At 42.0% G+C, this 13,972-nt stretch carries 11 protein-coding genes; 9 read left to right on the top strand and 2 right to left on the bottom strand.

Going from position 1 to position 13,972, the window contains the following annotated elements:
- The first annotated feature begins 3 nt into the window (after positions 1-3).
- From gyrB to dnaB, 9 genes are all read left to right on the top strand, one after another.
- The gene (gyrB, locus tag FC62_RS05235; protein WP_056945720.1) at positions 4-1,971 is read left to right on the top strand and encodes a DNA topoisomerase (ATP-hydrolyzing) subunit B; all 1,968 of its coding nucleotides are present in this window, start codon (positions 4-6) and stop codon (positions 1,969-1,971) included.
- Between the two features lie 12 nt (positions 1,972-1,983).
- Entirely contained in the window at positions 1,984-4,521 is a 2,538-nt protein-coding gene (gene gyrA / locus FC62_RS05230) for a DNA gyrase subunit A (protein ID WP_054746089.1), read from the top strand.
- A 208-nt stretch (positions 4,522-4,729) separates the two neighbouring features.
- Positions 4,730-5,026, top strand: a complete 297-nt coding sequence (gene rpsF, locus FC62_RS05225; RefSeq protein ID WP_054746090.1) for a 30S ribosomal protein S6 — start codon at positions 4,730-4,732, stop codon at positions 5,024-5,026.
- 30 nt (positions 5,027-5,056) lie between these two features.
- Positions 5,057-5,572: a single-stranded DNA-binding protein gene (ssb, locus tag FC62_RS05220; RefSeq protein WP_054746091.1), complete on the top strand. Its 516-nt coding sequence runs from the start codon at positions 5,057-5,059 to the stop codon at positions 5,570-5,572.
- Positions 5,573-5,594: 22 nt separating this feature from the next.
- Positions 5,595-5,834 carry a 30S ribosomal protein S18 gene (gene rpsR / locus FC62_RS05215; protein ID WP_054746092.1) on the top strand — a complete coding sequence of 80 codons (240 nt, stop codon included), beginning with the start codon at positions 5,595-5,597 and terminating at the stop codon, positions 5,832-5,834.
- A 116-nt stretch (positions 5,835-5,950) separates the two neighbouring features.
- Complete coding sequence (gene pyrR, locus FC62_RS05210; protein ID WP_056945719.1) at positions 5,951-6,493, top strand: bifunctional pyr operon transcriptional regulator/uracil phosphoribosyltransferase PyrR; 543 nt, start codon at positions 5,951-5,953, stop codon at positions 6,491-6,493.
- Between the two features lie 123 nt (positions 6,494-6,616).
- Positions 6,617-8,635, top strand: coding sequence for a DHH family phosphoesterase (locus FC62_RS05205; protein WP_054746093.1), 2,019 nt, complete (start codon positions 6,617-6,619; stop codon positions 8,633-8,635).
- Between the two features lie 16 nt (positions 8,636-8,651).
- Entirely contained in the window at positions 8,652-9,104 is a 453-nt protein-coding gene (gene rplI, locus FC62_RS05200; RefSeq protein ID WP_054746094.1) for a 50S ribosomal protein L9, read from the top strand.
- 32 nt (positions 9,105-9,136) lie between these two features.
- On the top strand, positions 9,137-10,519 hold the full coding sequence (gene dnaB, locus FC62_RS05195; protein ID WP_056945718.1) for a replicative DNA helicase: 1,383 nt from the start codon (positions 9,137-9,139) through the stop codon (positions 10,517-10,519).
- Between the two features lie 10 nt (positions 10,520-10,529).
- On the opposite strand, the gene FC62_RS05190 is transcribed toward dnaB, so the two are convergent.
- Both FC62_RS05190 and FC62_RS05185 read right to left on the bottom strand, forming a co-directional pair.
- Complete coding sequence (locus FC62_RS05190; RefSeq protein ID WP_056945716.1) at positions 10,530-11,630, bottom strand: Mbeg1-like protein; 1,101 nt, start codon at positions 11,628-11,630, stop codon at positions 10,530-10,532.
- Positions 11,631-11,742: 112 nt separating this feature from the next.
- On the bottom strand, positions 11,743-13,767 hold the full coding sequence (locus FC62_RS05185) for a hypothetical protein (protein WP_056945715.1): 2,025 nt from the start codon (positions 13,765-13,767) through the stop codon (positions 11,743-11,745).
- Positions 13,768-13,972: the final 205 nt, after the last annotated feature.

Genomic DNA, 13,972 nt, shown 5'->3' with positions numbered 1-13,972 from the left:
TATATGACTGAAGAAAATAATAAAAACGTTCTCGATGATATTGAACTGTTTGAAAAAGAAGCAGATAAGTATGATGCCAGTCAAATTCAAGTCCTCGAAGGGCTAGAAGCTGTCCGTAAGCGTCCTGGTATGTACATTGGCTCAACGAGCAGTCAAGGTCTCCATCATTTAGTATGGGAGATCATCGATAATGGGATTGATGAAGCACTCGCGGGTTTTGCTAGCGAAATCAACATCGAGATTGAGCCCGATAATAGTGTCACCGTTCGTGATGACGGACGTGGTATTCCTGTTGGTATCCAGAAAAAGACTGGTCGGCCTGCTCTCGAGACAGTTTTCACTATTTTGCATGCCGGTGGTAAGTTTGGCGGTGGCGGATATAAAGTTTCCGGTGGACTACATGGTGTAGGTGCTTCTGTAGTTAATGCACTCTCTGTTGAACTAGACGCAACTGTGACGCATGATGGCAAGAAATACTACATTGATTTCGAACACGGCAGAGTGCGGACTGAGATGAAGGTCGTAGGCGATGCGCCGGAAACGGAGCATGGCACGCTTGTGCACTTCCTCCCAGATCCTGATATTTTTACCGAGACGACAATCTTTGACGATAAAGTTTTGAAGACCAGAATTAGAGAATTAGCATTCCTTAACAAAGGCCTTAAGTTAACATTTACGGATAAACGTGCTGATACGGCCGAAAAGGTTGAGTATCACTATGAGGGTGGTATTCAGAGTTATGTTAGCTTCCTGAACAAGAACAAGGAACCACTTTTTGAGGAACCCATCTATGTAGAGGGTTCATTCGAAGGGATTAATGTCGAAGTAGCACTACAATACACGACTGGCTATCATTCCGAACTGATGACATTTGCTAATAACATTCACACGTATGAGGGTGGTACTCATGAAGCTGGCTTTAAAGCTGCTTTGACGCGTGTTATTAATGATTATGCTAAGAAGAGCGGCATCCTAAAGGAAAACGATGAGAAGCTTTCCGGTGACGATATTCGTGAAGGTTTAACTGCTGTTGTCTCAATCAAGCATCCGGATCCCCAGTTTGAGGGACAAACAAAGACTAAGCTCGGCAATTCAGACGCTAGGACCGCAACTGATCGGACCTTCTCTGATATTTTCATGAAATTCCTGATGGAAAATCCTACAGTGGCGCGGCAAATCGTCGAAAAGGGGCAACTTGCTGCTCGTGTTCGTGCTGCAGCAAAACGCGCACGTGAGGTTACCAGAAAGAAATCTGGCCTGGAGATTAGTAATTTACCAGGTAAGCTGGCTGATAACTCAAGTAAAGATCCTGAAATTTCTGAATTATTCATCGTTGAGGGTGACTCTGCCGGTGGTTCAGCCAAACAAGGACGCTCACGTTTGACGCAAGCTATTCTCCCAATCAGGGGTAAGATCTTGAATGTTGAGAAAGCCAGCATGGAGAAAATTCTGGCTAACGAAGAAATTAGGACGTTGTTCACTGCCTTGGGCACTGGTTTTGGTTCGGATTTTGATGTCTCTAAAGCAAGATATCATAAATTAATTATCATGACCGATGCCGATGTCGATGGTGCGCATATTAGAACGCTCTTGCTTACGTTATTCTACCGCTACATGCGGCCAATGATTGAAGCAGGATACGTCTATATCGCTAAGCCACCTCTGTATCAAGTAAGGCAGGGTAAATTAATTAAGTATATCGATTCTGATGAAGAACTAGACAGTTTCCTCGGAACTTTGCAACCAAGTCCTAAACCCGTTATTCAACGGTATAAGGGTCTTGGAGAAATGGATGCCGAACAGCTGTGGGAAACAACTATGAATCCTGAACACAGGCGATTAGATAGAGTTGACCCCACAGATGCGATTGAAGCTGACGAAGTATTCTCAATGCTGATGGGGGATCAAGTGGAACCACGGCGTGAATTTATTGAACAGAATGCGAAATTTGTTGAAAATATCGATGTTTAATGAGGTGAGTTAATGGATAATCTAAATGATCGTCGGATAGAGAACGTTAATCTGTCTGAGACGATGCGAACTTCCTTTCTTGACTATGCCATGAGTGTTATTGTCGCCCGGGCTCTGCCAGATGTTCGCGATGGATTGAAACCCGTGCAAAGACGTATTTTGTACGGAATGAATGAATTAGGAATTACGCCAGACAAGCCATACAAGAAGTCGGCCAGAATTGTCGGTGATGTGATGGGTAAGTATCACCCACATGGTGATTCTGCCATCTATGAAGCTATGGTGCGGATGGCACAGCCATTTAGCTACCGTAATATGCTGGTGGATGGCCACGGTAACTTTGGCTCAGTTGACGGTGATGGTGCTGCAGCCATGCGTTATACCGAAGCCCGGATGAGTAAAATTGCGGTTGAAATGCTCCGTGATATTAACAAAGATACGATTGATTACGTCGATAATTATGACGGATCTGAAAAGGAACCCGCTGTTTTGCCAGCCAGGTTCCCGAACCTCTTGGTTAATGGCGCAACTGGAATTGCGGTCGGAATGACCACCAATATTCCCCCACATAATCTTGTCGAGGTAATCAGTGCTATCCACATCATGATGGATAATCCTGATGCTAGTTTGGCTGAATTGATGGAAGTCCTTCCCGGACCAGATTTCCCGACTGGTGGTATTGTCATGGGTAAGTCCGGTATTAGGAGAGCTTACGAGACTGGCAAGGGTACGATTACCTTGCGTGCTAAAACTGAAGTTCAGGTTGAGAAGAATGGTCGAGAACGGATTATCGTTACCGAACTACCTTACATGGTCAATAAAGCACGTTTGGTTGAGAAAATTGCTGACTTGGCACGTGATAAGCGTCTTGACGGAATCGTCGATTTAAACGATGAATCTGATCGACAGGGAATGCGTATTGTAATCGATATCCGCCGTGATGCCAGTGCTAACGTTGTTTTGAATAATCTCTTCAAGGAAACACAGTTACAGACCAACTTTGGCTTCAACATGGTGGCTATCGTTGATGGTGCACCAAAGTTCTTGAGCCTGAAAGAAATCCTACAATACTACCTCAAACATCAAGAAGAGGTAATCACAAGGAGAACAAGGTTCGAATTAGCGAAGGCTGAGGCTCGAGCACACATTCTTGAAGGTTTGCGAATTGCGCTGGACCATATTGACGAAATTATTCGCATTATCAGAAGCTCTAAGACGGCTGAAGTGGCAAAGGAACAGTTGATTACGAATTATCAGCTGTCAGACAAGCAATCACAGGCCATTCTTGATATGCGTTTGGTTCGTTTAACCGGACTAGAACGTGACAAGATTGAGAATGAGTATAATGCGCTGATTGAGCAAATTACCGATTTTAAAGATATCCTGGCACATACAGAGCGTGTCGACAAAATCATTTATGATGAATTGCTTGAAATTCAAAGTAAATTTGGCGATGACAGAAGAACTGAATTACGTGTCGGAGAAGTGCTGAGCATCGAGGATGAGGACCTAATTGAGCGCGAAGATGTGCTGCTTACGTTGACTCATAACGGCTACATCAAGCGACTTCCTGTGGATGAGTTCAAAGTCCAGAACCGAGGTGGCCGTGGTATTCAGGGAATGGGTGTCCATGATGAAGATTTCATCGAGCATCTAATCTTCAGTTCTACACATGACTACTTACTCTTCTTTACCAACACAGGTAAGGTTTACAGTAAGAAGGCCTATGAAATTCCGGAATTTGGTCGTTCTGCCAAAGGAATTCCAATCATCAATCTATTGAACGTAGAGAAGGGTGAGCAGGTTCAGGCGGTAATCAATATTTCTGATACGAATACTGATAAATACCTGTTCTTCGTGACGAAATTGGGTACCGTTAAACGAACAGAGGTTGCTGAGTTCACAAACATCAGAAAGAGTGGCCTACGCGCCTTAACCCTTAAAGAGGACGATGAACTAAGTAATGTTATTCCGACTGATGGTAATCAGATTATCTTTATTGGGACACATCACGGCTACGCCGTTACGTTTAAAGAAACCGATATTCGTTCGATGGGTCGCACGGCTTCTGGTGTACGTGGTATTCGGTTACGTGATAATGATTACGTGGTTGGTTCAGAAGTATTACGGCCTGACTCAGAGGTGCTTGTAATCTCTGAAAACGGTTATGGGAAACGTACACCAAGTTCCGAGTATCCAGTTAAGGGTCGGGGCGGAAAAGGAATTAAGACAGCAAATATCACCGAAAAGAATGGTCCGTTGGCTGGAATTACAATTGTTGACGGGACGGAAGACTTGATGTTGATTACCGATGCCGGCGTGCTGATTCGTTTCAAGGTGGCAAACGTTTCTCAAACAGGACGTGCAACACTCGGTGTTAGACTAATTAGAGTGGATGATGGCACTAAGGTTGCCGGAATGACCAAGGTACCAGAAGACGATGAAGAAGCAGAGGTGGAAGTGGCTGATTCGCTTGATACTACCGTGGAAGATACTGCTACCACAACAGATGAATCTGTTTCTGAATCGGATGATTCTGAGAATATTTAATTTTAAAAAAGGAATAACCATACTTTTGCGTAGTTTATAATGAGCATTAGCTCGGATCGCGTGTAAAAGTTATGGTTTTTTTTTATTAGGTGTGTTAGAATTATGCACTGTGAGTAATTAGGCGGTTTTTTATATCGTCCTGCAAGCAATTGTAGTTTACTCCTTGCTCTTCTAATAGAGCCAATAGTCCAAAAGGAGGTGTCTAGTCATGGCAGAAACTAAGTACGAAATTACATATATCATCAAGCCAGATCTTGATGAAGAAAGTAAGAAAACTTTGATCGACCGTTTTGATAAGGTTTTAACTGATCAAGGTGCAACAATAGTTGAGTCTAAAGACTGGGGCAAGAAGCGTTTTGCATATGAAATTAACAAATTCCGCGAAGGTACATACCATATCGTAGTTGTTACTTCAGAAAACGCTGATGCCGTGAACGAATTTGATCGTTTGTCAAAGATTGACGGATCAATTCTACGTTCAATGATCGTCAAATTAGAAGCTTAATTGTAAATTAGGGAAAAGGAGATATTAAGTATGATTAATAGAGTTGTACTTGTTGGTCGTCTTACACGTGATCCTGATTTACGAACTACAGGTAGCGGCGTTTCTGTCGCAACCTTCACTCTTGCAGTAAACAGACAGTTTACGAATGCGCAAGGTGAGAGAGAGGCAGATTTCGTTAACTGTGTTATCTGGCGTAAGTCCGCAGAGAACTTCTCGAACTTTACCAGAAAAGGCTCATTAGTTGGTGTTGAAGGACGAATTCAAACGCGTTCTTACGATAACAACGAGGGTCAGAGAGTTTACGTTACTGAAGTTGTTGTAGATAACTTCTCACTCCTTGAGTCGCGATCTCAAACTGAGTCACGTCGAAGTGGTGAAAATAACTTCAACGGTAACAGTAATCAATCATTTGGAAATAACGGATTTAATAATCAAGGTCAAACTCCTACAAATTCTGCACCAAAGGCTGATGATAGTAAACCTATCGATCCTTTTGCAGATTCTGGTAGTACGATTGACATTTCGGATGATGATTTACCATTTTAATTAAGAAAGGAATGTGATAGTCATGGCTCAACAAAGAAGAGGCGGTGGCCGTCGTCGCCGTAAGGTTGACTTCATCGCTGCTAACCACATCGAATACATCGATTATAAAGACACAGATTTGTTGAAACGTTTTATCTCAGAACGAGGTAAAATTTTACCACGTCGTGTTACTGGCACATCAGCAAAGAATCAACGTAAGTTGACAATTGCAATCAAACGTGCACGTATTATGGCATTGCTACCATTCGTCGCTGAAGACTAATGGTCGTTAAAACCCCTGACATTGTTGGGGGTTTTTGTTTTACCATAATTGACAACTAGCTGAAAACCAGATATTCTGCTGAGTATAAGCTGAAAATAGCGAGGAAGTAGCTCAACATGGGTAAAGAAATTATTGATGAATCAACTATCAAGAGAACCATTACCAGAATTACATATGAAATTATTGAACAGACCAAAGTGCTTGATGATGTTATCTTAGTCGGGATTAAGACCAGGGGTATTTACTTAGCTAGAAGAATCGCGCAACGAATCAGTGAGCTGGAATCAGTGAGCGTCCCCGTGGGTGAGCTCGATATCAAGCTTTATCGGGATGATGTGCATGTGCCCGACAATCACCGCTTGCCCGACGTGAATGGCAGCAGTATTAAAAGCACAATTACCGATAAACATGTTATTCTGGTTGATGATGTCATCTTCACAGGAAGAACCATTCGTGCAGCACTTGATGCCTTGATGGATCTTGGCCGGCCAAAGAAGATTAGTCTCGCTGTCCTAGTGGATCGCGGTCACAGAGAGCTGCCTATTCGAGCAGATTTTGTGGGCAAAAATATTCCCACATCCTTGACGGAACAGATTCAGGTCGAGCTATCTGAGGTAGATGGGACTGATAGGGTCTCGATTTTAAAAATAGCGCAATAATTGATTCACGTGAAACATTTTGACGGCTGGGACCGTCTTTTTTTAATCTGAATTAACATGCTATTGTATGGTAAAATCAGTATTGGTATCAGCGTTTTTATTTAGAGAAGGACATGGGATAAATTGAAGAATTTCTTTAAGAATATCGAACTACCATCTTTCATCAAAGATTCGAGATTGATTGTTTCAACAATTACTATTCTGGTACTTTCTTTAGTGGGCTCCATTATTGGATTTATCATTAGCCCGTTGTACGGAATAGCTATGTTACTGCTATTTATCCTCATTGCGGTCACGATTTTCTTTGCGGCGTATATTCTATCGCAGAATGCCACGGACTTCGTCTCCAACTTGAGTTATCGGATTAAGCGCGGTGAACAGGAAGCATTGATCAAGATGCCAATTGGAATCTTGCTGTTTGATGAGGATAATCAGGTTCAATGGGTAAATCCTTACCTGCAGCTCTATCTCAGCAATAAAGATGTCATTGGTAGAAAAATAGAGTCCGTTGATGATGAATTAGCGAAGTTAATGGACAAGGCGCTTCATAGTAATACTTCAGCAAATCAAGTTGTCCGTTGGGGTAAACGCCAATTTGAGATGAGTGTGCAGGAGGATTTGGGTGTTCTATATCTTCTTGATGTTACACGCTATGCACTCATCGAGGAACGCTATAATGCGGAGCGAATTGCTATCGGTCAAATATTCCTAGATAACTATGATGAACTCTCACAGTCGATGGATGACCAGGCAATAAGTGCGATGAATTCGTACGTTACAGGTACACTGAGCGATTGGGCAAAACAGTATGAGATGTATTTAAAGCGGATAGATGATGATCATTTCATTATTCTGGCCCACGCGCAGAATTTGGCAAAAGTTGAGAAAGATAATTTCTCTATTTTGGACAAAATTCGTAATGATACATCGAAACAAAACTATCCCGTCACACTTTCTGCAGGTTTCTCATTTGGTGAGACTAGCCTGAATGAATTAGCTACACAAGCCCAACGAAATCTTGACTTGGCCCTTGGTTGTGGTGGTGATCAGGTTGTTGTTAAAGAGCACGATAAGGATGCACGTTTCTACGGGGGCAAGTCCAATCCAATGGAAAAGCGGACTCGTGTGCGTGCTAGAATGGTTAGTCAGGCTCTTCAAGAACTTTTTAAAGATGTAGACCATGTGTTTGTTGTCGGCCATAAGTCACCAGACTTAGATTCTATTGGTGCAGCCCTCGGAATTACCCAGATTGCTAAGATGAATAAGAAGGACGCGCACGTCGTCTTGAATCAGGACCAAGTTAATTATGATGTTAAGCGGCTGATTGACGGGATTCATGCTAGCGATAAGGACGAACAAAAGGTATTCATTAATTCTAATCAGGTTCTAGACCTAGCTACTGACAAGTCACTACTTGTAATGGTGGACCACTCGAAACAAAGTATTACTTACAATAAGGATCTCTATGATAGACTACAAAACAGGGTTGTGATTATCGATCATCATCGGCGTGGCGAAGAATTTCCAGAGAACCCGATTTTGGTTTACATTGAGCCGTACGCTTCGTCAACCTGTGAGCTGGTGACCGAAATGCTTGAATATCAGCCAAAGGGTAACAGTAGCTTGACTAAGCTTGAAGCGTCAGCAATGCTGGCCGGTATTACGGTTGATACCAAGGCGTTCTCTTTGAGAACGGGTACCAGAACATTTGATGCTGCGAGTTATCTACGTTCAGTTGGTGCAGATAATGCTATTGTGCAGTCGCTATTGAAGGAAGATCTAAATAGCTTTATCCAGCGAAATCACCTTATTTCGAGTATCGAAATGATTCAGCCAAATATTGCACTTTTGGTTGGTGAGGAGGACAAAAGTTACGACCCAATTATTGCGGCTCAGGCTGCAGATACGGCGTTGTCACTTGAGCATATTGATGCTTCATTTGTCATCACGCATCGCAATAAGGAGACTATTGGTATATCGGCTCGTTCCCTTGGCAAAATCAATGTTCAGGTAATTATGGAACGCTTGGGTGGTGGGGGACATTTATCAAATGCTGCTACACAGCTTAAGTTCGTCACAGTTGACCAGGCGAGATCAAAATTACTCGCTTCAATTAACTATACAGAAGATGAAGAAGAGTAACTGAGGAGGAAACAAGATGGAAGTAATTTTTATTAAAGACCTACGTGGCAAAGGAAAACGCGGTGAAGTTAAGAACGTGCCCGATGGTTATGCAAATAATTTCTTAATTAAAAACGGCTATGCTAAAGAGGCCACAGTTCAGGCAAAGAGAGAGCTTGCCGGCAAACAAAAGGCTGAGCAAAAAGCGTATGAAGAAGAGAAACAAGAAGCGATTAAATTGAAGTCCTTCCTGGAAGACGATAAGACAGTGGTTCAAATTAAGTCAAAGGCTGGCGAAGATACTAGGCTGTTCGGTTCCGTGCCAAGTAAGCAAATTACTGAAGCATTGCAACAACAATTCGATGTTAAAATTGATAAGCGGAAGCTCAATTTACCGGAGCCGATTCGAACACTAGGATACACAAATGTGCCAGTCAAGCTATTTCCAGGTGTAGAAGCAAAAATCAGAGTTCACATTACTGCGCAATAATGCGTAGTTTTTAATTTTAGTAGGTTTAAAAAATGGATAATATTGTTAATTCAAATGTTCCACGAGATATTGAAGCAGAGAAATCAGTTTTAGGTGCTATTTTTCTGCGGCCTGATTCCCTAATCGAAGCTGCCGAGGAGTTGGTACCCGAGGACTTCTATCAACGAGCACACCAGATAATTTTCGCAGCCATGCTGAACTTAAATGCAAATGATGTTGAAATAGACGCCATTACTATTCAAGACGAGTTGAAACGCAACAATCAGTTAGAAGATATCGGCGGAATCTCTTATATCATTGACCTGGCACAAATGATTCCAACGGCTGCCAACGTGGTTTTCTACGCAAAAATAGTTAAAAGAAAATCGTTGATGCGTAACTTAATTGCTACATCGCAGAATATCATTACCAATGTACTTGAAGAAAATTCTGATATTACCACGATTTTGGATGATGCCGAGCGAAGCATTTTAAATGTTGCACAGGATAACAATCAATCCAGCTTTAAGCCAATTCATAATGTGTTGGATAGTACGATTAATGATTTGAGTATGATACCTGCTGACGGAAACATGATTACTGGTCTCGCAACGGGCTATCAGGCACTGGACAAGTTGACAACTGGGTTTCATGAAGATGAGTTAATTATCCTGGCTGCACGTCCTGGTGTTGGTAAGACTGCTTTTGCGCTCAATATCTGCCAATTTGTTGGTATTCAAACCGAGAAAACAATTGCAATTTTTAGTCTCGAGATGGGTGCGGAACAACTTGTCCAGAGAATGTTATGTGCCGAAGGATTGATTGATTCAACTCATCTCAGAACTGGGCAGTTGAGCGAGGAGGAGTGGCGTAATCTCGTTGTTGCTGCTGGTTCGCTTGACAAAACAAATATTTTTATCGATGATACACCGGGCATCAAAATGTCAGAGATCCGTGCTAAAACTCGTCGTTTGGCTAAAGAAAAAGGCAATCTTGGTCTCGTGGTCATTGATTATCTGCAATTGATCGAGGGTAATCACCGTGAGAATCGGCAGCAAGAGGTATCGGATATTTCGCGACAGTTGAAGAAATTAGCAAAAGAGCTCCATGTACCAGTAATTGCGCTCTCCCAACTTTCTCGGGGAGTTGAACAACGACAGGATAAGAGACCAGTCTTGTCCGATATCCGTGAATCTGGCTCTATCGAACAGGATGCCGATATTGTGGCGTTCTTGTACCGGGATGATTATTATCGTAGTGAAGGTGAGGAGAACTCGGATAATCCGGGAGCTGCACCTAATGAAGATCCAGATACGGGAATTGTTGAAGTAATCCTAGAAAAAAACCGTTCCGGCGCACGCGGAACAGCAAACTTAATTTTTACTAAATCGCACAACAGATTCTCTAACATGGATACAACACATGAGCCATACTAATGCCGGCTACTTAATCAGTCTTATTGTTGAATGGTGAAACATTCGGAATATTCCTACGAATATTCTGGACCAATTCATCGATAATTTTATGGGCCACCAGCCTGGTGGCGGGATTAAGCGCCAGATAAGCTTTACTTAGTTGAAGCGCGCCAATAAATTTATTGCGCATCAGTTGATCAACTTGCGTAATGTTAATCTCGGCAAAAGCATCGAATAACGAGGACCACAGTGCTTCGCGCTGATCTGGCGGAACATCTTCTAGCCAATCTTTGATTGCTTGGTCAATGATATTACTGCTGGTCTTTAACTTATCAACTTTAACGAAACTATTACGTACAACATTCCAGGTGACGGGATTGTGTTGTAATAGTATTTTTTTGTCCGATTTAATAATATTCAAAGGTTCCGAGTGATTGAGCATCAAACCAAAGATGGACCCTTGGGGTACAAAAGACCTTACTTTTTCGATAATTGCTTGAAATCCTGGGGTAGCCATTATTTCTTGCACAAAGCCAGGTCCATCGAAATTATAGATTTGTTTAATCTGACTTTGGACGGATGGCGGCGTGTAGGCGCCAGCGTAGATGGCAAAGTTTCCGCCTTTTGAGTGTCCTGTAAGGATAAATTTCGAGTGTGGGTGCTGGGCTGTCTGTTCCGCCAGGTATTTTGCCGCAACTTGTTGCCCTTCAATCTTATTTGAATAGCTCATCGTCATATCCTCACTCCAACCAATCATTGTGTGATCGGTTCCGCGGTAGCTAATAATCAGTTGGTGTGGGCGAATTCTAAATGTAACCGCCGTGAATTGCATTGCTGGATTTTGACGGGATTTCGACATATAGTCGATCACATTGATATCTGCAAAACGGGGACTGTAGATAATCAATTGAAGTGTCAGTTGCGTTTGCTGATCCAAGGTCTGGATTAATTGTCGATTATTTAATAGCAATTTCGCAATATCTCCTAGTTTGATTGAACTACGGTATTTCAAGTATTGTTCAATTGGTAAGTACGATATTGTTGCTAAAATTGCTGCATCAACTTCATTTAGTGGATTCACTGTAAAGGAGAGATCACCGCGCCAGCGTAAATAATCGAGAAAGTTAGCCATATTCCGTTACCCCCATTCATACCGTTGATTATAGCTTATAAACGAAAAAAATGGAAAATAGCAGTTAATAAAAAACAAACTTCTGATTATAGAAGTTTGTTTAATTTGGACGCTAAATTATTATTTGGATTGTCTCCAACCCATTAATTGGCTCATTAATTTTGATTAGACTTCCGTCGTGAATTAAATTAATTTCTTTTTCTTCAAAATAATTTCCTGATCGTTTTATAATTTTTGCGTTTGTCTGGAGAACCTTCGTCGCCGGATGCCAGATTATCTGATCATAGTCATCGATGGTGAAGTTACTAATCCATATAATATTACCGGTAGAATTAACGTTTAGTTTTACATTAGGCATATTCACCAGGTAGTCCACGCTTGTGATTCCTGTTAAAATTTGCTGGTACAGCCCTTGTTTATAGCCAACATATTGTGATTCCCAACCGTACTTTAAATCTTGATTCATTGGCATAACTATAATGTGCTTGTCGATAACGGCCATTACACTACCCAGACTCTGATCGGTTGAATTATATGCAGAAGTCCAGATATCTACGTCTGCCTTGGGTTGGTATTCGAGCTGTAGATAGTCACCTGTATGTTGAAGCATGGTGATGCGGGGATTTTTAACTCCCTCAATCGACTTATTATCTGCTTGCTCAAACGACTGAAATCCCGTGCGGACATTGTGCCATTCACTTGAGCGTAGATGAAGTAGCTCTGCCCCAAGCCCGCGATCGATGATTACCTGAATTGATTCACCATCTAGTAAGACGATGTTATTTCTGATGATATCAACGATTGCATCGTTAGCGAAATTTCGTAAAAGTTGGCCACTTATTGCAAGTACTTGGTTTTTAAATTTTGTCTTAGCACTCGTTGGAATTACCGTAGTAGAGAAACCAAATGTGCTGAGTAGGGCAGTCCAGTTTTGCTCGTGTGGGAGGAGTTCTGTAGGATCTATTCCTTTATCTGTCTGTATTGTGAATCCGGAATCCTGATTTACGAGAATCTTGATTCCGCGAATCTGCTGCATTTTCAACCGATGCTCAGATATTTTCTCAATAAATGGTTTGATTCTTGCCAGCATTTTGGCATAACCATAGGATTCATTAATTCCGTTGCCGATCATGTCAAATAGATTCAATAATATTCCACGCGCACCAACTAACGCAGTAGTTTCTATTTGAAATTGTGTGAACTTAACGGACTTGACGAAACCTGAATACATATAGTTCTCTAATTCTGGATAAAGCACAGCTTCATCGCCTAGGTAGGCAGCGGTAATTCTGGTGTATTCTTCAAAAACTCGTCCATATTTTAATGGTGAAATTTCATTGTATGCTGGAAGGTGCGGCCGAGCAACACGTGGATGACCAGCACCAACCAAATTGTCGAATAGAGTGAGCCAGTCACGGCCTTCCATTGCATGCCAATTGGGAAAACTAGTCATGAGAGCAAGGTTTGTTTCACGTGAAACCGCATGAACTGCCTGCTCAATTTGACTAACAGTGTCAATCATCTCTTGCCGTGCAGTTGCAAGATAGACGTGACGAGCCTCTGTTGGCTGCCCCGATTGTAAGACCTCCTTAACGAAAGCTGCACGTGAAATTAGGAGACCTAGTTTCTCCTGATAGATTTTCATGTGACGGTCGCAGAAGCAAGCAAGTTTAAGTGGGGTGTGGTTGTAATGCCGGAAATCATCCTCCAGCCAGAGTTCTTTTGGGTGGAGTGTGGCATATTGGGCATAGCGTGCAGCTAAATAATCTCGCCAGCGTGGATCTGCAGGGCAGCCCATTGAAGTAGCCTTTCTACCATTAATGTCTACTAGGGTATCGAAACCAATTTCTGGATTTACTGTTTGGCCCCGATCGGAATGCATGATGGTCGTCCAAGGATTAAGGCTGGTTGTGACGCCCAGCTGTGCAAGTCGTTCCTGCAAAGGAATAATTGCGTCGAGCCAGGCCTGTGTTTCCGTCTGAGTCAGATGACTGGCGTTTAGTTCCTCTGGATTAATGAAAAAGGCGACGTTGTCAATCTTGGCGTCTTTAACGAAATTAATGAACTTTTCGTCTTTCTCTGGTGTATTGGTTCGTGGATCAATTGTGTATCGTAATGAATAAATGAAATTTGTCATCAAGCAAAACCCTCAACTTAATATATTAAATGTAACCATTTTCATAATACCATTTTGCTTTTTAATACTCAATTATAATTGGCAAAATAAAAAACGGCTAAAAGGCCGTTTTTGAAGTGCCCCATAATTGTTAGACAAATAATCTAACAATTATGGGGTATTTTCTATGACTAAATATTCAACTGATTTAAAAATTGAGGTGGCA

Source organism: Amylolactobacillus amylotrophicus DSM 20534, from assembly GCF_001434555.1.
In the GTDB taxonomy this organism is placed as follows: Bacteria; Bacillota; Bacilli; order Lactobacillales; family Lactobacillaceae; genus Amylolactobacillus; species Amylolactobacillus amylophilus.
This window is presented reverse-complemented; position numbering and strand designations above follow the sequence as displayed.

Excerpts from the sequence above, each read along its gene's own strand:
- gyrB (WP_056945720.1), top strand. The coding sequence starts at position 4 with ATGACTGAAGAAAATAATAAAAACGTTCTCGATGATATTGAACTGTTT.
- gyrA (WP_054746089.1), top strand. The coding sequence starts at position 1,984 with ATGGATAATCTAAATGATCGTCGGATAGAGAACGTTAATCTGTCTGAG.
- rpsF (WP_054746090.1), top strand. The coding sequence starts at position 4,730 with ATGGCAGAAACTAAGTACGAAATTACATATATCATCAAGCCAGATCTT.
- ssb (WP_054746091.1), top strand. The coding sequence starts at position 5,057 with ATGATTAATAGAGTTGTACTTGTTGGTCGTCTTACACGTGATCCTGAT.
- rpsR (WP_054746092.1), top strand. The coding sequence starts at position 5,595 with ATGGCTCAACAAAGAAGAGGCGGTGGCCGTCGTCGCCGTAAGGTTGAC.
- pyrR (WP_056945719.1), top strand. The coding sequence starts at position 5,951 with ATGGGTAAAGAAATTATTGATGAATCAACTATCAAGAGAACCATTACC.
- rplI (WP_054746094.1), top strand. The coding sequence starts at position 8,652 with ATGGAAGTAATTTTTATTAAAGACCTACGTGGCAAAGGAAAACGCGGT.
- dnaB (WP_056945718.1), top strand. The coding sequence starts at position 9,137 with ATGGATAATATTGTTAATTCAAATGTTCCACGAGATATTGAAGCAGAG.
- FC62_RS05190 (WP_056945716.1), bottom strand. The coding sequence starts at position 11,630 with ATGGCTAACTTTCTCGATTATTTACGCTGGCGCGGTGATCTCTCCTTT.
- FC62_RS05185 (WP_056945715.1), bottom strand. The coding sequence starts at position 13,767 with ATGACAAATTTCATTTATTCATTACGATACACAATTGATCCACGAACC.